The organism is Verrucomicrobium sp. (assembly GCA_028283855.1).
In the GTDB taxonomy this organism is placed as follows: domain Bacteria; phylum Verrucomicrobiota; class Verrucomicrobiia; order Methylacidiphilales; family GAS474; genus GAS474.
In genome coordinates this window covers 150,706-171,710 of sequence record JAPWJX010000001.1, presented here as the reverse complement: position 1 = coordinate 171,710, position 21,005 = coordinate 150,706, and the positions used below count along the sequence as shown (strand labels likewise).

14 protein-coding genes and 1 tRNA gene are annotated in these 21,005 nt (G+C 69.1%); 5 read left to right on the top strand and 10 right to left on the bottom strand.

The genetic code is table 11. The features are described 5' to 3' along the window. Window positions 1-15: 15 nt before the first annotated feature. Window positions 16-585, top strand: coding sequence for a hypothetical protein (locus tag PW734_00835; protein MDE1169747.1), 570 nt, complete (start codon window positions 16-18; stop codon window positions 583-585). Here PW734_00835 and panE read toward each other — a convergent pair whose 3' ends face one another. Genes panE through PW734_00820 form a run of 3 tightly spaced genes read right to left on the bottom strand, consistent with a single transcriptional unit; the run spans window position 586 to window position 5,044 of the window. Beyond that, complete coding sequence (panE, locus tag PW734_00830) at window positions 586-1,512, bottom strand: 2-dehydropantoate 2-reductase (protein MDE1169746.1); 927 nt, start codon at window positions 1,510-1,512, stop codon at window positions 586-588. After that, window positions 1,509-2,771: a sodium:proton antiporter gene (locus tag PW734_00825; protein ID MDE1169745.1), complete on the bottom strand. Its 1,263-nt coding sequence runs from the start codon at window positions 2,769-2,771 to the stop codon at window positions 1,509-1,511. The genes panE and PW734_00825 overlap by 4 nt, the downstream gene beginning before the upstream one ends. Beyond that, on the bottom strand, window positions 2,768-5,044 hold the full coding sequence (locus tag PW734_00820) for a Tex family protein (GenBank protein ID MDE1169744.1): 2,277 nt from the start codon (window positions 5,042-5,044) through the stop codon (window positions 2,768-2,770). Before PW734_00820 ends, PW734_00825 begins: the two co-directional genes overlap by 4 nt. A 102-nt stretch (window positions 5,045-5,146) precedes the next feature. On the opposite strand from PW734_00820, the gene PW734_00815 reads away from it, so the two are divergent. The 3 genes from PW734_00815 to PW734_00805 all read left to right on the top strand — a co-directional run bounded on the left by PW734_00815 (window position 5,147) and on the right by PW734_00805 (window position 8,664). Beyond that, entirely contained in the window at window positions 5,147-6,529 is a 1,383-nt protein-coding gene (locus tag PW734_00815) for a hypothetical protein (GenBank protein MDE1169743.1), read from the top strand. A gap of 582 nt (window positions 6,530-7,111) precedes the next feature. Further along, window positions 7,112-8,308, top strand: a complete 1,197-nt coding sequence (locus PW734_00810; GenBank protein ID MDE1169742.1) for a thiamine pyrophosphate-dependent enzyme — start codon at window positions 7,112-7,114, stop codon at window positions 8,306-8,308. After that, window positions 8,305-8,664, top strand: a complete 360-nt coding sequence (locus PW734_00805) for a hypothetical protein (GenBank protein MDE1169741.1) — start codon at window positions 8,305-8,307, stop codon at window positions 8,662-8,664. The genes PW734_00810 and PW734_00805 overlap by 4 nt, the downstream gene beginning before the upstream one ends. 53 nt (window positions 8,665-8,717) lie before the next feature. Here PW734_00805 and PW734_00800 read toward each other — a convergent pair. The 3 genes from PW734_00800 to PW734_00790 form a co-directional block, all read right to left on the bottom strand. Next, window positions 8,718-8,791: transfer RNA gene (locus PW734_00800), tRNA-Met, on the bottom strand. Window positions 8,792-8,857: 66 nt separating this feature from the next. Then, a complete protein-coding gene (gene trxA / locus PW734_00795) occupies window positions 8,858-9,187 on the bottom strand; it encodes a thioredoxin (GenBank protein ID MDE1169740.1) in 330 nt (109 codons plus the stop codon). Between the two features lie 20 nt (window positions 9,188-9,207). After that, window positions 9,208-9,945 (bottom strand): hypothetical protein, encoded by a 738-nt coding sequence (locus PW734_00790; protein ID MDE1169739.1) that lies wholly within the window; start codon window positions 9,943-9,945, stop codon window positions 9,208-9,210. Between the two features lie 130 nt (window positions 9,946-10,075). On the opposite strand from PW734_00790, the gene treY reads away from it, so the two are divergent. Continuing rightward, window positions 10,076-12,886: a malto-oligosyltrehalose synthase gene (treY, locus tag PW734_00785; GenBank protein MDE1169738.1), complete on the top strand. Its 2,811-nt coding sequence runs from the start codon at window positions 10,076-10,078 to the stop codon at window positions 12,884-12,886. On the opposite strand, the gene PW734_00780 is transcribed toward treY, so the two are convergent. The 4 genes from PW734_00780 to PW734_00765 form a co-directional block, all read right to left on the bottom strand. Then, on the bottom strand, window positions 12,883-14,532 hold the full coding sequence (locus tag PW734_00780; protein MDE1169737.1) for a hypothetical protein: 1,650 nt from the start codon (window positions 14,530-14,532) through the stop codon (window positions 12,883-12,885). The two genes, treY and PW734_00780, sit on opposite strands and share 4 nt — an antisense overlap. A gap of 181 nt (window positions 14,533-14,713) precedes the next feature. Beyond that, window positions 14,714-17,776: a glycoside hydrolase family 38 C-terminal domain-containing protein gene (locus PW734_00775; GenBank protein ID MDE1169736.1), complete on the bottom strand. Its 3,063-nt coding sequence runs from the start codon at window positions 17,774-17,776 to the stop codon at window positions 14,714-14,716. 4 nt (window positions 17,777-17,780) lie between these two features. Next, window positions 17,781-19,385, bottom strand: coding sequence for a sialate O-acetylesterase (locus PW734_00770; protein ID MDE1169735.1), 1,605 nt, complete (start codon window positions 19,383-19,385; stop codon window positions 17,781-17,783). Window positions 19,386-19,389: 4 nt separating this feature from the next. Further along, window positions 19,390-20,889, bottom strand: coding sequence for a sodium/solute symporter (locus PW734_00765; protein MDE1169734.1), 1,500 nt, complete (start codon window positions 20,887-20,889; stop codon window positions 19,390-19,392). Window positions 20,890-21,005: the final 116 nt, after the last annotated feature.

The window sequence follows — 21,005 nt, the reverse complement described above, 5'->3', positions numbered from 1 at the left end:
AGGCCACCTTTCCGCATGCGCCTTCTCCTGCTCTCGCTGGCTCTGGGCCTTTTCCCCTTCTGCGCCCGGGCCGACGTCGCCCTGCATGTCCCGGACGGAAATTACGCCCACCGCTTCGGCGGCGGCGTCCTGAAGGACCCCGACGGCAAGACCTACACGGCCGGGCAGCTGCGCGGGAAAGTGGTGGTGGCCATCTTCTCCGCTCCGAACATAAGCCAGGGCGGCACGCAGGAACGGTGGGCCGACGCGCTGGCCACCAACCCGGCCACGAAGGTGCCGGACAGCGTGGCCCTCTTCCTGGTGGAGGACATGACGCAGGCGGGCATGTTCGCCGGGATGGCCCGGGACAGCATGAAGAAGAGCTACACGCCCGGCACCCGCCCAATCCTGGTCCTGGACGAGACCGGGGCGGTCTTCCGCAAGTTCGGCGTGAAGCGGAACGCCACGGAACTCCTGATCTACGATCCCCACGGCGCGCTGCGCGACGTGGAGACCGACCTTTCCGACATCCCCGCCACCGCCAAGCGGGTGCGGGCGATCTGCCGCATGCTGCAGCGGGAAGCCGACCAGGAAAGCGCTCCCTAGCTAGACGCCCTGACGGGCCGCCTCGTAGATTTTCAGCCGGGTGTAGGCCAGCTCCAGCAAGGGAAAGCGGCCGCCCTTCATCCCGCCGCGCACCAGCAGGTCGCCGACGATCTGGTCGGCCTCGATCGGCGCGCCCTTTTCCATGTCCCGGAACATGGAGGCGGTCAGGGAGGAATGGGCCTCCGTCAGGGTGTTGCGGACGGTCTGGAGAAAGGGCGGGCGCGGCGGATGGCCCGCCCCCTGCGCGATGGCGCAGCACTCGTCGATCAGGCCGTGGATCATCTCCTTCCCGCCCGGCGCGGCGCAGATCTCCCCGATGGAGGCGCGCATCAGCGTGGTGGCGGAGGCCAGGGAGGCCAGGAGCACCCACTTCTCCCACATCTCCTGGAGGACCGCCTCGCTGGCCACCACCTCGAAGGAAGGGGTGCGCAGCGCCTCGGCCGCCTTTTCCACGCGCGGCGTGAGGCCGCCGCCCTGCTCGCCGAAGGCGATCGACTGGACGCCGGTGAGCTGCTGGATGGCCCCCTGCTCGTCCAGGGTGGTGCTGACCCGGCAGCGCCCGCCCAGGACGCGCTCCGCGCCGAAGGCGGCGGAGAGGATGTCGAGGTGCCGCATGCCGTTGAGCAGCGGCAGGATCAGGGTCTCCGGCCCCACGGCGGGGGCGATGGCGGCGATGGAGGAGTCGAGGTCGTAGGCCTTGCAGGTGAGCAGGACCAGGTCGAAGGGGGCGCGGACCCACTCCGCCAGGACGGTGGGCGGATGGGAAAGCGTCCGGGGATCGACGGCGCTCTGGATGACCAGGCCGTGCCGGGCCAATTGCTCCGCGCGGCGGGGCCGCACCAGGAAGGTGACGTCGCGGCCCGCCTGGAGGAGGCGCCCTCCGAAATAGCCGCCGACCGCGCCGGCGCCGAGGACGAGTATCTTCATCGGCTGACTTTGTAGTGGGTGAGGAGACGCTTCATGGTGAGGCCCTGGATGAGGATGGAAAAGAGAACGACGCCGTAGGTGCAGCTCAGGAGCAGCTCCTTGTGCCGGAAGGCGGGCAGGGAAAGGACCATCGCCACGGAAAGGCCGCCCCGCAGGCCGCCCCAGGTGAGGATGGGGATGATGCCGTTGGGAAAGCGGCAGCGCACGCGCAGGAGGAAAACGGGCAGGGCCACGGAGGCCCAGCGGGCCGCCAGGGCCAGCGGGATGATGGCCAGCGCCGCCAGGACCAGGCTGCGGCTCCAGGCGATCGTCAGCACGTAAAGGCCCAGGAGGAGGAAGAGAGTCGAGTTGAGGATCTCGTCGGTCATTTCCCAGAACACGGTGACGTGGTGGGCGCTGGTTTCGCTCATAGCCCGGCTCCTCCCCCAGCTGCCGATGAGGATGCCCGCGACGACGACGGCGATCGGCCCGGAGGCGTTCAGGGCGAAGGAGACGGCGTAGACGAACATCGCCACGGAGAGGGTGATGAGCAATTCCAGCGCGGGATGGTCGATGGCCTTGAGCGCGCGGCAGCCCAGCCAGCCGAAGAAGAGGCCCAGGAGCGCGCCTCCCCCCACTTCCTCCAGGAAGAAAAGGATGGCCTTCGTCCCGGGGGAGGTTTCCGGGCCGGGATCGGGGGTCGCCCCCAGGCCCGCCATGGGAAGCAGGGAAAAGAAGAGGACGATGCCGACGCCGTCGTTGAAGAGGGATTCCCCGGCGATCTGCGCCTCCAGGTCCCTGGAGGAGCGCAACTGCTTGAGCATGGAGAGGACGGCGATCGGGTCGGTGGGGGAGATGAGCGCGCCGAAGAGGAAGCAGACGGGCATCGACACCGCGAAGCCGAGCCAGGCGAAGAGGGGGCGGGCCATGAAGCCGATGAGCACGCAGGAGAGAAGGACGCCTACCGTGGCCAGGATGACGACGGGCAGCCGGTTGGCCTGGAGGCTCTTGAAGTCGACGGTGAGCGCCCCGGCGAAGAGCAGGAAGCAGAGCATCCCGTGGATGAGCGCCTCGGTGAAGTCGATCTGCTTGAGGAAGCCGGACGCCCAGCCGTGGACGTTCCAGGGGACCAGGCCGTTCACCAGGAGAAGGAGCAGGGAGAGGCCCAGCGCCATGCCCAGGATGCCGATGGTGGGCGGCAGCCTCAGGAAGCGGTGGTTCAGGTAGCCGAAGAAGGTGGCCAACGTCACCAGCACCGCGGCGATGTCGAAGAAATTCACCTCCGCTGGCCCTTGCTGAGGGCCTCCGTGAACCAGTCGACGGCGGCGGGCTGGTTCGTCCGCCCTCCCCCGCCGCCGTTCCCCGCCGGACGCGGCGCGCCGGGGGAATTGCGGCCGGAGGAGGAGGCCGCGCCGATGACGGGGGCCGCCTTCATGGAAAGGGCGATGCGCTTGCGCGGCAGGTCGACGTCCAGGACGGTGACGTTCACCTTCTGCTGTACCTTCACCACCTCCGCCGGGTCGGAGACGAAGTGGTCGGCCAGCTGGCTGACGTGGATGAGGCCGTCCTGGTGGACGCCGATGTCGACGAAGGCGCCGAAGGCGGTGACGTTGGTGACAATGCCGGGCAGCTTCATGCCGGGCTTGAGGTCCTCCATCTTCTCGACGCCCGCCTGGAAGGAAAAGACCTCGAACTGCTGGCGCGGGTCGCGGCCGGGCTTGGCCAGCTCCGCCAGGATGTCCCGCAGGGTGGGCAGGCCGACGGTCTCCGTGACGTAGCGGGCGGGGTCGATCTTCTTGCGCAGCTCGGCGTTCTTCAGCAGGTCGGAGACGGCGCAGCCCAGGTCCTTGGCCATGGCGTCGACCAGGGCGTAGCTCTCCGGGTGGACGGCGCTGGCGTCCAGGGGATGCTCCCCGTCCCGGATGCGGAGGAAGCCCGCCGCCTGCTCGTAGGCCTTCGGCCCGAGGCGCTCGACCTTCTTGAGGTCCGCGCGGGACTTGAACGGGCCATGGGCGTTCCGGTGGGCCACGATGCTCCCGGCCAGGGCCGTCCCCAGCCCGGAGACGTAGCCCAGGAGCTGCTTGCTGGCGGTGTTGAGTTCCACGCCCACGCCGTTGACGCAGCTCACGACCACGTCGTCCAGGCTCCGCTTGAGGGCGCCCTGCTCGACGTCGTGCTGGTATTGGCCGACGCCGATCGACTTCGGGTCGAGCTTCACCAATTCCGCCAGCGGGTCCATGAGGCGGCGGCCGATGGAGACGGCGCCGCGCACGGTCAGGTCCTGGTCGGGGAATTCCTCCCGCGCCGCCTCGGAGGCGGAGTAGATGGAGGCGCCGCTCTCGTTGACCATGACGATGGGGATGGTCAGGCGGAGCTTCTTCACGAAGGCCTCCGTCTCCCGGCTGGCGGTGCCGTTGCCGATGGCGACGGCCTCGATCTGGTATTTGCGGATCATGCTCAGGAGCGCCTCGGCGGCGTCCCGCATCTCCATGACGGAACCCGCCGTGGGATAGATCACGTCGTTGTGGAGGAGCTTCCCCTGGCGGTCCAGGCAGACGATCTTGCAGCCGGTGCGGAAGCCCGGATCGATGGCCAGGACGCTCTTGCGCCCCAGCGGGGAGGCCAGGAGGAGCTCCCGCAGGTTGTCGGCGAAGACGCGAATGGCGGCCGCGTCGGCCTTCTTCTTGGAGTCCATCCGCATCTCCACCTCGATGGCGGGGAGCAGGAGGCGCTTGTAGCCCTCCTGCACGGCCTGGCGCACCTGGGAGGCGGCGGGGCCGGTCCCGATGGCGAAGAGCGGCTCCAGCAGGGGCAGCGCCTCCTCTTCCTGCACGGAGATGCGCATGAGGAGGAAGCCCTCCGTCTCCCCGCGGCGGATGGCCAGCAGGCGGTGGCTGGGGATGGAGGAAAGCGGCTCGGTCCAGTCAAAGTAGTCCTTGAACTTGGCCCCCTCCTCTTCCTTGCCGGTGAGGACCTTCGACTTGATGACGCCCTGCTTGAGGAAGAGCTCGCGCAGGCGGGCGCGGGCCTGGGGATCGTCGCTCACCTGCTCGGCGATGATGTCGCGCGCGCCGGCCAGGGCGGCCTCCACCGTCTCCACCCCCTTCTCCGCGCTGACGTAGGCCTGGGCCTCCTTTTGCGGGTCGGTGGCGGGGTCCTGCTTGAGGATCAGGACGGCCAGGGGCTCCAGGCCCTGCTCCTTCGCCACGGTGGCGCGGGTGCGGCGCTTCGGGCGGTAGGGCTGGTAGATGTCCTCCAGCTTGGTGAGCGTGTCGGCGGCGCCGACGGCGGCCTTGAGCGCGTCGGTCAGGAGGTTCCGCTCCGTGAGGGACTTGAGGATCGATTCCCGGCGCTGGTCGATCTCCGCCAGGCTCAGGAGCCGTTCGCGGATGGCGGTCACGGCCACCTCGTCCAGGGAGCCGGTGGCCTCCTTCCGGTAGCGGGCGATGAAGGGGACGGTCGCCCCCTCGGCAAAGAGCTTGGCGGTGGCGGTGACTTGCCGGGGCTGGATCTTCAGCTCCTGGGCGATCGTTTGGATGTAGGCCTCGTTCATGGAAGGAAAGCAGTCTTTTTATCAACCGCCCGCCCGGAAGCCAGCCCTATCGGCCCGCCGGAAACTCTGGCGCAAACGCGCGCGAACGCTAAAAGCAAAGGGGTGCAGCGCCGCCCCTTCCGCCTCCTCTCCTGGGCCTTCCTGTGCCTCTGCGCGGCGGTCCCCCTGGACGCGGCGGAGGAGGTCGAGAAGGCGAAGGAGGACGACGCCATCTCCAACACCCTCCACGGCACGCTGCCGCCGGAGGTCAGCACCTTCCCGGACGTCTTCGCCAAGGGGCGCTTCACCCTGGGGGCGCGCTACAAGTTCGAGCGCCTCAGCCAGGACGCCGGGCCCAACCCGCCCGCCAACGGGCCGGTCCAGCACGTCGGCTACGCCTCCACCCTGCGGCTGGCCGTGGGCTACGAGACGGCCCCCGTCCACGGCCTGACCGCCTACGGGGAGGTGGCGGGCGTCTACGGCCTCGGCTTCGACGACGACTACCGGGTGACCACCCTGCCGGACCAGAACCACGCGGGCTATCCCTTCATCAACGACGGGCGCGGCACGCAGATGAACCAATATTGGATCGACTGGAAATCGCCGGAGGCGCCCGCGCAGCTCCGCTTCGGGCAGGAGGAAACGCAGCTGCTCAACGGCCGCTTCGTCAGCTCCCAGCTCTACCGGCAGACCCACCAGACGCTCGACCTGGCCAGCATCCGCCTGACGCCCGTCACGGTGGCGGACGGCCAGCTCTCCGCCCGCTACGCCTATGTCTACCGGGCCCACCGGCCCAACACCGACGGCGCGACCGACAATCCCCTCGACATGTCGACCCACGTCATGGAGGCCGCCTGGACGAAGAAGGACCGCGGCACCGTGGCCGCCTACGCGCTCCTGCTCGACTTCAACGTCTCCGACTACGCCCTGGCCGGTTTCAACCCCAACACCGTCCAGTCGACCCGCACCACGGGAATCCGCGCCGAGGGCCCGTGGAAGATCGACGACGACTGGGGCGTCCACTACGTCGCCGACTTCGCCCACCAGGCCGATTGGGGGACCAATCCCCACCACGTTTCCGAGAACTACTGGGAGGCCGAGCTAGGCCCCGTTTACAAGAAGCACCACTTCTTCATCGGCGGCACCGGCCTGGGCGGGAAAAGTGCCACCGACCTGCTCAGCACCCCCCTCTCCCCGCCCATGAACGGATGGAGCGAATTCTTCGCCGCCAATCCGGCCCTCCCCGCGCGGAGCGCCTACGGCCTGACCGCCGCCTACGTCACCGCCACCGGCCCCCTCCCCGTGGAGGGCCTGACCTACACCGTGACCGGCTACGACTACTGGGCCTCCAACAACGGCACCCACTACGGCCGGGAGCTGGACGCGGGAATGGACTACAAATTCGCCAGGCACTACTTCGCCGGGTGGCGGGTGGGCGGCTACTTCGCCGACGCGCTCTACACGGACAGCGTCCGGACCTCCGTCACCGTGGGCCTGGCGTTCTGACCGGCCCCTGTTTTGCTTCGGGGCGGATTGGGCGTAAGGTAAACCCACTTTATGAGCAAAAAAACCGTCGCGGCATTGATGGTCGACACCCTGGTCGCCGCCGGGGTCAAGCGGGTCTACGGCGTCGTCGGCGATTCCCTCAACGGCTTCCTGGAAGAGATCGGCCGGCGGAAGGAAATCGTCTGGATCCCCGTCCGGCATGAGGAAACCGCCGCCTTCGCCGCCGGGCCCAGGCCCACCTCACCGGCGAGCTGGCCGTCTGCGCCGGCAGCTGCGGCCCGGGCAACATGCACCTCATCAACGGCCTCTACGACTGCCACCGCAGCCGCGTCCCCGTCCTGGCCATCGCCGCCCAGATTCCCAGCGCGGAGATCGGCAGCAACTACTTCCAGGAAACCCACCCCGACCAGCTCTTCCGCAACTGCAGCCACTACTGCGAGCTTATCTCCCAGGCCTCCCAGATGCCCCGCGTGCTGGAGACGGCCATCCAATCGGCCCTCGCCCACCGGGGCGTCTCCGTCGTCGCCATCCCCGGGGACGTCGCCCTGCGGCCCGCCGAAGCCCGGCCGCCCCAGCGCCAGCGTGCGCCCCGCCGCGCCCGTCCTGCGCCCCTCCGACGCGGAGCTGGACCAGCTGGCCGCGCTGCTGAACCCCGCCAAGCGCGTCACCATCCTGGGCGGCGCCGGTTGCGCGGGCGCCCACGCCGAGCTGATGGAGACGGCCGGAAAACTCAAGGCCCCCATCGTCACCGCCCTGCGCGGCCGCGAGCACATCCAGTACGACAACCCCTACGACGTCGGCCTCACCGGCCTGATCGGCTTCTCCTCCGGCTACCACGCCATCAAGGAGGCCGACACCGTCCTCCTCCTGGGCACCGACTTCCCCTACACCCAGTTCTACCCGGAGAAGGCGACCGTCATCCAGGTCGACCGGCGCGGGGAAAACCTGGGCCGCCGGACGCGGATCGACCTGGGCCTCATCGGCGACGTGCGGGAAACCCTCTCTGCCCTCCTCCCCCGCCTCCCGGCGAAGGAAGACGACGCCCACCTGCGCCGCTTCGTCGGCGACTACGAGAAGGTCCGCAAGGACCAGGACGAGCTGGCCGTGGGCAAGCCCGGCAGCAAGCCGATCCACCCGCAGTTCGTCGCCAAGACGGTGGATGAGCTGGCGGCCGAAGACGCCGTCTTCACCTGCGACGTGGGCACCCCCACCGTCTGGGCCGCCCGCTACCTGACCATGAACGGCCGGCGCCGGCTCCTGGGCTCCTTCAACCACGGCTCCATGGCCAACGCCCTGCCCCAGGCCATCGGCGCCCAGCTCGAATTCCCCGGGCGGCAGGTCGTCACCTTCTCCGGCGACGGCGGCCTGGCCATGCTCCTGGGCGACCTCCTCTCCCTGCGGCAATTGAAGGCGCCGGTGAAGATCGTCCTCTTCAACAACGGCGCCCTCGGCTTCGTGGAGCTGGAGATGAAGGCCATGGGCGTCCTGGAAAACGGCACCACCCTGGTCAACCCAGACTTCGCCGAGCTGGCGCGCGCCGCCGGACTCCACGCCGCACGCGTGGAGGACCCCGCCGACCTGAAGCCCGCCCTGGCCGCGGCCTTCCGCCATGACGGCCCGGCCCTCGTCGACGTGGTGGTGAACCGGCTGGAGCTTTCCATGCCGCCCACCGTCCAAATGGGTCAGGCCATCGGCTTCAACCTCTGGGCCGCCAAGGCCGTCCTCAACGGCCGGGGCAGCGAGGTGATCGACCTGGCCGTCACCAACCTCCTGCGATGATCCGCGCCTACCGGCTGCACACCGGTCCCGACGGCCACTCCCACGTCTCCCGGGGCAGCGTGCGGCTCCATCACGCCGCCGCCGTGGAGACAATCCATGTCGAGGAATCGCCGCCCCATTCCTCCCTGGACTGGCACCCCGCACCCACCACCCAATACGTCATCACGTTGGCGGGGACGCTCGAATTCGTTACGCGGACGGGAGAGGCCTTCACCCTGCGAGCGGGGGAAATTTTGATCGCCGAAGACACCGCCGGCAGCGGCCACGCCTGGAAATTAGTCGATGACCAACCCTGGCGACGCGCCTACGTCACCTTCCGGAAAGGGACCGACACCGGCTTCCAGGCCGGATCCTGAAAAACAAAAAGCCCGGCGGAAGCCGGGCTTTTTTTCGTACGATCGGAAATGGGTTGCGGGGCTAGGATTTGAACCTAGGACCTTCAGGTTATGAGCCTGACGAGCTACCGGGCTGCTCCACCCCGCGGTGAGGAGGGGCGAAGATGCACGATCCGCCCCGAATAGGCAACTAAAAAGATGCCCGCCGCGCCGCTTAGGCGACGGCGGCGATCTTTTCCAGGAGGGCCTTCTTGGAAAGGAGGCCGACCTGCGGCTGGCCCTGAGGCTCGCCGTTCTTGAAGAAATAGAGGGTGGGGATCGACTGGATGTTGTACTTGGCAGCCAGGGGGCCTTCCTGGTCGACGTTGACTTTCAGGATCTTCACTTTGCCGCCCTGTTCGGTGGCGATTTCGTCCAGCAGGGGAGCCAGCGCCTTGCACGGGCCGCACCATTCGGCCCAGAAATCGACGATGGCCACGGGGGCGGATTGGACGGCGGCATCGAATTCGGATGCCGTAACGGTTTTGACGTGTTCGCTTGCCATAAATTTCGGGGAGTTGCGGGTTAGTAGCTGAGGATGCCCAGATAGGTCAGCGCCATGTAGGCGGCGGCCGCCAGGTTGACGGCGGCGGCGACGCCCGCCAGGACCAAGGCACCCTTGTCATCCGCAGGCGCGGCCTGGACGACGGGCGCGACGGGAGTGGGCAGGGGCTTGGCCGGAGCGGGCGCCGGGGCCGGCGACGGAGTGGCCGGTTTCGGCGCGGCGGCCTCAAACGGCGCGGGCGCGGGAATGGAGCCCGCCGTCGGCGCGGCGGAGGGCAGCGACGGATGGAGGGGGGAACCGCCCAGGGGAGCCTTGAAGGGGGCTCCGCCGGAAGAGGCCTTCGGCGGCACGGGAATGGCCGCGGTGGAGGCGCTGGCGGAGGAGGCCGGATCGGGAGGCAGGGGGTTTTTGGCGATCGGCCCCGGAGGGGGGCGGAAGCCGCCCGGCGCGCCGCCCATGGGAGGCGCGGGCGGGGCGAAGGGCGCGCCGCCCGCCTTGGGAGGCAAGGGATTGACCGGCGGAAGCGGGGCGCCACCGATGGAAGGAAGCGCGCTGGGCGCGCCGGGGGGGGGCGGCAAGGGCGCGGAGACGGCGGGAGGGGTCACGGCCGGAAGCGGGAGCTTCGACGGAGGGGGGGAGATGGTGAATTCCCCTTCCACGACGGCCGGACGAGGCGGCACAGGCTCGAGCGGTTCCAGGTTGGCGAAGATGTCGTCGGGAATCTGGGGAGTTTCGTCGGGGGGGGGAAGATCGGCCATGATGGGAAGTGCCTTTCTGTGGAAGGAAGATTCAATTTATGGGAGGCCGGAGGGGATGGCAAACGGTAATTTGGCCCTGGGGGGGGGCAAGTTGACGCGGGCTTTTTCCTGGCGGAGGTTACGGCACTCCATGGCCTTAAAGACCGCCTCCCACCTCCCCACCGCGACTTACCGATTCCAGCTTCACAAGGACTTCCCGTTCAAGGCCCTGCAGGCGCTCATTCCGTATCTGGACGATCTGGGCGTCTCCGATTGCTATCTCTCCCCGATCACCCGGGCCGTTCCCGGCAGCCTTCACGGCTACGATGTGAGCGACGCCGCCGTTCTTAACCCGGAGTTGGGGGGCGAGGAGGGTTTCCGCTCTCTGGCCGCGGACTTGAAGGAACGAGACATGGGCTGTCTGGTCGATTTCGTCCCGAACCACATGGGCATCGCCAGCGCGGTGAACCGCTGGTGGTTTGACGTGTTGGAGAACGGCCGCCAGAGCCGCTATGCCCATTATTTCGACATCGAGTGGTATCCCCGCCACCAGCAATTGCGGGAGCGGGTCCTGGTGCCGATGCTGGGGGACTACTACGGGCGGCTGCTGGAAAACGGTGAGCTGCGCCTCACTTACGCGGAGGGGAGCTTTGCCGTCGCCTATGGGGAGGGGCCGCGCTTTCCCGTCCGGCCGGAGCACGTCCCGCAAATTCTGACGGCTCTGGAAACCGCCGCCCAACCCGCGCTGGAAAACGCGGCCCAGGAGCGGCTCCACCACGCGCGGAGCCTCTTCCAAATCCTCCCCCAGCCCGCCGACCGGGAGGCGCCCGCCCCGCAGGAGTTCGAGGAGCGGGAGCGGCTCCTCCTGCTGGCGAAGGAGGCCCTGGCCGCCCTGCTGGAAGGGGAGCCGGCCCTGGCCGCCGCGCTGGAGGAGGTGCTGCGGGACTACAATGGCCGCCCAGGCGACGCGCGGAGCTTTGACCGGCTCCACGCGCTCCTGGACGACCAGAACTACCGCTTGGCCTTCTGGAAGACCGGAGCGCACGAGACGAATTACCGCCGCTTCTTCGCCATCGACACCCTCGTCGGCCTGCGCGTGGAGGAGATGGAGGTCATGCGCGCGACGCACGCGCTCCTGGCCTCCCTCATCGCGGAGGGGCTGGTACGGGGCGTCCGCCTGGACCACATCGACGGGCTTTGGAATCCCACCCAATACCTTCAGGACTTCCAGGCTCTCTGCACGCCGCCGGGCGGCGGCCCTCTCTACGCGCTGGTTGAAAAGATCCTGGCTCCGGGAGAGACACTCCCCTCCGTCTGGCCGATCCACGGGGCGACGGGCTACGAGTTCATCCCGCAGCTGGCCGACGTCCTGGTGGACGGCTCCGCCGCGCCCCACCTCACGGAGACCTACGAGCGCTTCACCGGGATCACGGCCACCGCGGCGGACACGGTTTACGAGAAGAAGCGCTTCGTCCTGGAGGAACTCTTCGCCAACGCCATCGGCAACCTGGCCATCGGTCTGGACCGCATCATCGAATACGACCGCCGCTGGCGCGACCTGACGATGCACGACTTGCGCGTGGCCGTGCGGGAGACGATGGCCTGCCTTTCCGTCTACCGCACCTACCGGCAGCCGGGGTTTCCCTCCGGCCCCGCCGACGGGAAGGTGCTGCGCGAGGCCTGCGAGGAGGCCAAGCGGCGCAACCGCTGCCTGGATCCCCTTCCCTTCGACTTCGTCCACGAGGTGCTGCGCGGCGCCTATCACGAGGACCCGCTGGCCGGCCTGCGCAAGCAGACGACGGACGACTGGACGCTGAAGTTCCAGCAAGCCACCGGCGCGGTGATGGCGAAATCGGTGGAGGACACTTCCTTTTACGTCTACGTCCGCTTCTTCGGCCTGAACGAGGTGGGCGGGGAGATCGGCCGCCTGGGCGCGGGCACGGTGGAGGAATTCCACGCCGCCAACGCGCGGCGGCTGGCGGAGGAGCCCCAGGGAATGCTCACCACCTCCACCCACGACACGAAGGTGAGCGAGGACGTCCGCGCCCGCCTCTACGCCCTTTCCGAGCGGCCCGGGCGGTGGCGGGAAATTTTGGGGGCCTGGTCGGCCCACAACCGGCCTTTCAAGACCGTCGTCGACGGGCGGCTGGCTCCCGACGCGAACGAGGAATACCTCCTCTACCAAGTCCTCCTGGGCGCGTGGGCGCCAGGGGCGGAAGAGGCGGACGCGGACTTCGTCTCCCGCATGAAAGGCTACATGCGGAAGGCGGTGTCCGAGGCGAAGGTGAACACGAACTGGGTCTACCCGAACGAGGCGTGGCTCGCCGCCGTGGAAAACTTCGTCGAGCGCATCCTGGCCCCCGCCGGGCGCTTCCTCCCCCTCTTCCTGCCGGAAGCCCGCCTTTTGGCGGAGCACGGCATGGTCAACTCCCTGGCTCAGACCACGCTGAAGCTGGCCGCCCCCGGCATGCCCGATATCTACCAGGGAAACGAGGTGTGGGACTTCAGCCTCGTCGACCCCGACAACCGCCGCCCCATCGACTTCGCCGCGCGGCAGGCCCTCCTCTCCGGCCTGGCGGGGCGGACGCCGGAGGACCTCCTGTCCGGCTGGCAGGACGGCGGCATCAAGCTCCACCTGACGCGCACGCTCCTGCAACTGCGGCGGCGCTTCCCCGCGCTGTTCCAGCAGGGGGAATACCGCCCCGTCCTCGCGGAAGGGCCGCTGGCGGAACACGTCGTCGCCTTCACCCGCGCGTGGGAGGGAAAGACCCTCACCGTCGCCGTCCCCCGCCTGCCGGGGAACGTCGGCCTGCCGCCCGTGGGCGAAAAATGGAGGGAAACGCGGCTCCTCTGGGAAGAAACGGACGGAGTGGAACTCTTCACCGGCCGGCCGGTGCGGGGAGGCCGCCTTTCCGAATGGCTGGCCGCGTTTCCCTGCGCCGCCGTTCTGGGCGGCATCTAATCCGGCATCGAGAGGTCGAGCCAGACCAGGTTCGCCGTCGCGCCGTGCTTGAGCGTGATGTCGATCCGGTTCTCCCCTTCCCGCGCCAGCGCCGCCGGGACATGCCAGGCGCGGTGCTCCTCCGGCGTGCCGGTAAGCTGGCGGTAAACGGACGGATAGGGTTCTGCCACGTCGGGCGTCCAGGTCAGGGGCGTGCCGTTGAGATGGGCCTCCCATTCCCCGGGGCCGAAGGGATGCTCCGCCTGGATGCGGAGCCGCCCGCAACGCCTCCAGCCGCCGACAGGCGGCGCCATCCCCAGCGTCACGGTGAAGGGCTCGCCGAGCTTCGGCTCCTTCGGGAAGATGTAGGGGCGGCGCGGGTCGCTGTTGTAGGGGAGGCCGATGAAATAGAACTGCGGGAACTCCGCGACGCGCGCGGGATCGCCCTGCGGGCGCACGATCTGGAAGGGCGGCTCGGTATAGGGCGGGTCGGCGGGCTGACCTGCATCCCGGTAGTCCCGGTAATACTGGAAGTTGAAGAGCGCGACCCCGTCCGCCCCGCCCGCGTAGGCCAGGTGGGCGGTGGTGGCGTACATCTCCGGCGTCATCCTCCGCTGGGAGCGGCCCGTGGGGCGGTTGTTGAAGGAGGCGATCTGGGTCATCTCCTGGTAGACCGCCGCGCCGGGGACCTGCCGCCGGATCTCGGCCAAATCGTTCCGCTGCTCCGTGTGCGCGTAGGTGGAGAGGTCGAACATGTCGGCGCCCGCCGCAGCCATCGCCGCGCAGTCGATGCCCATGGGATCGTGCAGCACGCGGAGGGCCGGGACGCGGACGGAGAGCCAGCGGCGGCGGCCCCCTCTCCGGCGGGCGGTCTCGTCCAGGCAGCGGCGGACGCGGGCGACGAACTCGGTCATGATCTGCCGCCGCTGCGCCGCATCGGTCTCCCGCAGGCGGAAATAGTAGGGAGCGCGCTCGAAGTCGAGTTCCAGGCCGTCCAGGTCGTAATTGCGGCAGAGCTCCTGAATGAGGGCAAACTTGAAGTCGCGCACGGCTGGGATCGCCCAATTCTGCAGGTCCTTGGCCCACGCGGCCTGGGTTTCGGCGGGTTGCGCGCCCAGGAGATATTCGGGATGGTCGGCGTAGAAGCGGGGGAGCGAATCGATATGACCGGGAGAGGGCGTCGCCGCCTTGTCCTTCCCGTGCGCGTCGTTCAGCCGGTAGCTGATAAACGCCGCCATCCCCTTGGCATGGCAGCGGTCGACCGTCTGCTTCACGAAGTCGCCGCCGTTCAGGACGAAGCGGAGGTAGGGATTGTCCGCCTTCGGGAAATGGAAATGCTGGCGGAACCAGGCGACGTGCTCGGAAAGCGGCAGCACCCGGCTGGGCCACCAGGGCACCCAGCCCAGGCCGGGTTGGAGGAGAAAGGCATCGGCCCCCGCGGCAGCGGCCTCATCCACCACCGCGTCAAACATCGGGGCGGCGAGCGGCGCGCCCTCCGCATGCCACGGGCTGACGCAGGTGAGGATGTTCGTCGTGTCGCTGCTGTAAAGGCGGCGGAAAGGCGCCCTGCGGCTTTCCCCTGGCAGGGCGAAGGCGGCGGCGGGCAGGAGCGACGCCAGCGAGGCCCCGCCCAAGACCTTCAGGAATTCCCGGCGGGCGACACGCACCCGGCTATTCCCGTTCGTCCGCCCCAAAGGAGCCGACGCTGAAATCCTGACGGACCGCGAAGGGAAGCGAGGCCGCCAGGCAAAGCATGAAGAGGAAGCGCATTGAATTTTTCCTGCGCTTGAGGATGGAACCCGCCCCCCTCCCCGTCAACGCCAAAGCTGCCATTAAAGCAACAGATATTTATTGGCGGATTTCCAGCCCCAGGACAGCGAAGGGGGCCACCTCGATCCGTCCGCCCGGCAGCGCCCGGTCTCCCGGGCCGGGGAATGCCTTTTCCAGACGGCGGATCGTCCAGCCCGCAGGCATGGCCACGCGCAGTGTACCGCTCCGCCCCATCGTCTCGTGAAGGCGAAGGACCCAGCGGTTTTTTCCGATCGGCGCGGCCCATGCGGGCAGCACGGAGGGCATCCCCTCCAGTACCGGGAACGGGAAGGCCCGCCGGGGCGCGGGCGCGGCCAGGGGCTCGGCAAAGAGCGTCTCCGCCAGGGCGGCGGGGTAGGCTTCCCGCCGGGAATGCGCCCCCAGGACGCCCAGAGCGATCCGGATGCGGGACTTGCCCAGGTCGGAAAAGGCGTCCCGGCGCGGCCCCGGCACGCGGAAGGCGGCCGGGAAGGCGTTGGTAAGAGTGACCTTGGCCGACTTGAGAAGGCTGACTCCCAGGATGCCGTCCCGGGCGGAGAAACCATACTTCGCCTCGGCCAGGAGGAAGACTCCCTGCTGCCGCCCGTCGTCGCTGGAGAGGACCCAGCGGCTGGCGGGCGCCTCCCATTGCGCGGAGGCGCGGGAATCGCCCGGCTGCTGGGGCCGCCAGGCGCCCCCGTACGGCGCGCCGAAGAGGGCCGCCTGGCCGCGGAAGGGCGTCGGCACCTCAAAGCGCAGGAGCGTTTCCGGCTCGCGCCAGTCGACGTCCAGCTCCGCCTCCAGCGCGGAGAATCCGGAGCGGAGCTTCCAGAACAGGTCGACCGTGGAGCCCCCGGCCGTCTTCCACCGCTGGCGGACGCCTTTCCAGCCGGGGCCGGAAGCGGGCTTCCCCGCGCCGTCGAGGACCAGCGGCGTCCCGGCGTCGAGGGCCTGGCGGTCGATCTCCCAGGCTTCCAAATCGTACGGCACGTCGCGGTAGGCGACGAGGCGCGTCCCGGCGACGTCCTGGCGGTCGAGCGACCGCAGGGAACCCTTCGCGTCGAAGCGGGCCTCGGCGAGGCCGTTGGCCAGGGTGCTTTTCTCCCACGTCACGCCCGCGGCGGCGGCGCCGGAGGACGAGTGGCCGAGCGGCGGGACGACGACGGTCTTTCCCCCCGCCTGGGCCGGGAGCGGATGGGGCTGGGGATTGAAGAAGCCCGCGCCGCCCTTGCCCGCGCCTAGGGAGGCCTTCGCCTCGCGCAGGGCCTCCTTTTCGAGGGCCTGCAGCTCGGGGACCATCTCCTCGTAGACCTCGTGGATCGAGCTGCCGGGGAGAAAGTCGTGGAACTGGGCGAAGACGAGGCGCTGCCACGGATGGGCGGGGATCGGTCCCCCTCCCCCGGCGCAGCGGGCCGCCTCCCACGCCTGCAGGGCGCGCTCCAGGCGGCGGTAGGCCTCCTTCATCCACCCGTGGGTGGTGTAGGTGCCGCGGTGGGCCTCCAGATAGATCTCCCCCTGCCAGACGGGGAGCGCGGCGCGGACCGCCTCCATCCGGCGGTAGAAGGCGTCGATGCGGCCCCACTGCGCCGGGGGCTGGTTGCGCAGGTCGGCCTGGCGGCGGACGCGCTCGATGATGTCGGCCGTCGGCCCGCCGCCGCCGTCGCCCCAGCCGCTGGGGAGGAGGAACTCGGGATGGCGGTCGGCCTGGCGGTGGGCCTCCGCCTCCAGCCGCAGGTTGCGCGGCCGGGCGGGGTTGTTGTAGCCGGTCGCGCGGGAGACGTGGGCCAGCACCTCGCTGCCGTCCGCCCCGCGCCAGACGAAGCTGCTGTGCGGGAAGCGGTGGATCATGTTCCAGGAAAGCTTGTTCGTGTAGAAGCCGGTCACGTCGGCCAGCCGCATGAGCGCGGGGAGGCACGCGGTGAAGCCGAAGGCGTCCGGCAGCCAGAGGACGGGCGAGGGCTTGCCGTTGATCCGGCGGAAGTCTTCCTGCCCCAGGGTGAGGCTGCGCAGGAGCGCCTCGCCGCAGGCCAGCAGGGTGTCGGACTCGATGTACATCGCCCCCAGGGCCTCCCAGCGGCCGCCCCGGATCTGGCGCTTCACCTTCCGCATGAGGCCCGGCGCGCGCCGCTGGACGGCGGCGTAGCTGGCGGGCTGGGAATAGCCGAAATAGAACTCCGGGTAGGCGTCGACCAGGCGGTTGACGGTGGCGAAGGTGCGGACGGCCTTCTGCTCCCCGGTCTTTTCCGGCCAGAGCCAGACCAGGTCGATGTGGGCGTGGCCGGTCAGGGTGACGCGGGGCTGGGCCGCCTCCTGTTCCCGCAGCAGACGGTAGACGGGGGCCAGCTTCCGGCGCAGCGCGGCGGGGCCGCCCGCGTGGAAGGCGGTGACCGCCTCGTCCAGGAGGGCGAAGACGGAGCGGAGGAGCGGCGGCAGGCGGTCCATGTCGGGCCGGTGGCGGTTGGCCACACCGGTGCCGACGCCGTCCGGCAGGAAGGAGCCGCTGGCGCCGTCCATCTCCGGCCAGGCGCGGAAGCCGGCCAGAAGGTTCTCCGCGTCCTGGGGCAGCACGCGGCGGATCTCCTCCTCCAGCCAGTCGGTCAGGACCTCCAGGTCGAAGTAGGCCTGCCAGGCCTCCTCGCTCTTTTGCACCAGGCAGGCCTGCGTGAGGACGGAGCCGAGGGGGCCGATCCCCTTGGCCGCCGCGTGCCAGATGCCGGACTGGCAGAAGATGCTCTCGATCCACACCTCCCGCGCGCCCGCGGGCCAGGGCCACTGGCGGTGCGTCGCGTCGAAGCCGTAGAGGGGCTCGCCGTCGGCCCAGGCGGTCGCCTCGGCGTTGTCCTCCCAGCGCAGGTGGTCGCCGGGGCGCGCCTTCCGCCCGGCGGGCAGGCGGACGCGGAACCAGGTGGTGGAAAAGCCGGGGGCCTGCCACACGCCGGGCAACGTCATCGGCTTCCGCTTGGCGCGCCGCGCATCGGCGAAGGGAAACTCCCCCCGCCGCGCCTCGGTGCGAGAGACTTCCAGGTTGAGCGGGTCGTGCCAGATGCCGAGCGCCAGGCGGTTGAGCGCGCGGCGCAGGCGCGGGAAGAGGAGCTGCGGAAACGGGAGGAGCGGGGAGCGCATAAGGTTATTTGACGGGAGTGCCGATGGGGACGGGAGCGGGAGCGTCGGGAGTTTCGGGGTCGGTGCGGAAGGGGCGCAGCGGCAAGCCCGCCGCGTTCTCCACGGAAAGCGTGGGATAGGAGGCCCAGCCGTAGCGGACCGCCGCGGGCGCGGAGACGGAGGGGCTGGAGACGACGATGTCCTGGCCGTCGATCCGCGCGTCGCCCCAGACCCAGTCCCCGTGCGCGCCGCGGAGGGCGAAGCCCTTGAGCGGGCCGCCGTCCTTCGCGCGGAGCCCCTCGGCGTGGGTGAACTTGAGACGGACGGAGTTCCCCTCCACGGCGAAGCCCTCGAACTGCGGGCTGTCCACCCCGCCCACCCGCTGGCCGTAGACTTTCTCCAGGGCCAGGCCCGCCAGGCGGTTGCCGACCTCTTTCTTGAACGGCGGGTGGATGTTCTTCGGCAGGCCCAGGTCGACGGCGATGGCGACGCCGGTCTTCGGCAGCTGGAGGACGCCCGCCTGCGCCTCGCGGATGTAGGCGGTGCCTCCCTCGGCGGGCTTCTGCGGCGGGTTGCCGCAGCCCGCCAGCTCGACGTAGAAGAAGGGCAGCTCCGCCTCCCAGTCCTTCCGCCAGGCGTTCACCAGGGCGCGGATCTGCTCGGCGTACTGGGTGGGATTCTTGCCGTCGGCCTCCCCTTGGTACCACAGGAAGCCGCTCAAGGTGTAGGGCGCCAGGCCGTGGATCATGCCGTTGTAGAGGCGGACGGGGGCCAGGCTGCATGTGGCGTAGTAGGGCATACGCGGCATCTTCCGCTTGTTTTCGGCCTGGAGTTCCGGCGTCGGGTTGGCGGCCTTCCAGGCGGCCAGATCGGCGTCGTACTTCTTTTTGGCCGCGGGGAACTGGGCGATCAGCTCCGCGTGGTGCTTCCAGATGTCGGCGGCGACGGAGGTGGCGTCGAGCGCCTCGCGCGGGAGCCAGGACTGGACCGGCGTGCCGCCCCAGGTGGAGAGGATGAGGCCGACGGGCTGCCGCAGCGCGTCGTGCACCCGCAGGGCGAAGTTCCAGGCCACCGCGGAGCACTCGCCGACGTTCTCCGGGGTGACGACGATCCAGCTCCCCTTCACGTCGTCCTGCGGCGCGTCGGCGCCGAAGCGGGTGACCTGGAAGTAGCGGATGGCTCCCTCCAGCGGCGCGGCTTCCTTGTGCGCGAGGGCGACGTTGCCGTCGACCTCCTTCTCCCGCGGCGCGTAACGGCTGGCGGGGGCGTCGACGTTGTATTCCATGTTCGACTGGCCGGAGCAAAGCCAGACTTGGCCGGCGAGGACGTCGGCGATCTCCTTCTTTGTCCCCTTCGACTCGACGGCGAGCGTCCCCCGCGCGCCCGCGTCCAAGGCGGGCAGCGCCGCCTTCCAACGCCCGTCGGAACCGGCCGCGGCGTGGACGGGCTCCTGGCCGGAGAAGGTCACGGTGACCTCCGCACCCGGATCGGCCCAGCCCCAGACGGCGGCGGGCGCACCCGCCTGGAGGACCATATGGTCGGCAAACAGCGCGGGAAGGCGGAGGGCGGCCCAGGCCGGAGAGGCGGCCAGGAGCAGGACGGCGGCGGCGATCCGAAGGAGCTGCTTCATAGAATCAATGCCCCGCGTCTTCTTTCCGCAGGGTGAAGATGGTGAGGTCGGTCAGGCTGTGCCGGCAGCGGCGGTTGAAGAGCCGCGCGATGAGCCAGGCCAGCGCGAAGAGGGAGACGTTCGAGAAGACGGAGAGCCAGAAGAGATTCGGCAGGTAAGGAGATAGCCCCGGCCAGCGCAGGCGGGCCCAATCGCTCTGCAGGAAGACCCACAGGCTGACTCCCGCCACGGTAAGGCCGGTGGCCCAGGCGGCGGAGAAGTTGTCCACCCGGCGGCTGAGGAAGCCGATCATGAAGAGGCCGAACGACCCTGCGGTGATGATCATGATCATGAGGGCCTGGAGGTCCTGGAGAGTTGACTGGCGGAACCAGTAGACCAGCAGCGCCATGCCGATCATCCCCGCGCCGAAGAGGCAGGAGATCCAGCGCCCCGCGCTCAGATAGTGGCGGGGGGGCCGGCCCGGGGCGATGAAGCGCTCGTAGAAATCGCTCGTCGCCGTGGCGGCGCAGGCGTTGAGGCTGCCGTTGATGGCGCTGACGGAGGCCATGAGCATCCCCGCCAGGACGATGCCGCCCAGGCCGGAGGGGAGCTGGGTGAAGATGAAGTAGGGGACGATCTTCTCCGGGTTGGCCTGCGCCATCGCCTGCACGTGGGGATCGGGGAAGGCCTGGTAGAAGGCCCAGAGGACCGTGCCCAGGAAGCTGAAGAGGAGCCACACCGGCACCATGGTGAAGGCGCTCACCCCCAGGGCGATGCGGGCCTCCTTCTCCGACTCCGGCGCGCGGTAGCGCTGGATGGCGTCCTGCGCGGTGGTGGAGGCCGAGCTCATGGAGAAGATGCTGGTGATGACGATCGTCCAGAACGTCCGCTCCGTCAGGCTCAGGTCCATGCTGCCGAGGGACATCTTCCCGCCGTGGTAGGCCGTCGCGGCGACGTGGGAGAAGCCGCCCGGCACGCCGTGGAGCGCCGCGCCGATGCAGACGACCGCGCCCACCAGGAGGATGCCGCTCTGGAAAAGGTCGGTCCAGATGACCGCCTCCAGGCCGCCGGAGATGGCGTAGACCGCCGCCGTGACGCCCAGGACGACGACGATCCACGGCAGGCGGATGCCGGTGGCTGTCTCGAAGGTGAGCGCGATGGCGTAGAGGATGATCCCCATGCGGAAGCTGTTCATCACGACGTAGCCCAGCGCCAGGTAAACGCGGGCCCACGTGCCGAAGCGCCGCTCCAGATATTCGTAGCCGCTCGGCGTCTGCACCTTCCGAAAAAACGGCATGATGAAGTACATGGCGAAGACCGCCACGAAGATGTAGACGCAGCTGGAGGAGACCCACAGGTAGTCGTGCTTGAACGTGAAGGCCGGGATCGCGGTGAAGGAAAGGCAGCTGATCGTGGTGGCGAAGATCGAGATGCCGACGAGCCAGCCCGGCAGGCTCCGCTTGGCCAGGAAGTAGTCTTCCGAGGTCTTCACCTTGCGCGAGATATAGAGACCAATTGCCACCATCGATGCGATGGCGAAAATCAGGATGGCACTGTCGAGGACCGAAAGATAATTTTGTGATTCAGGCAGACGAAACCAGGAAGAAGCACCCATTGTTATAACCTTGGTGGGATGTTAAA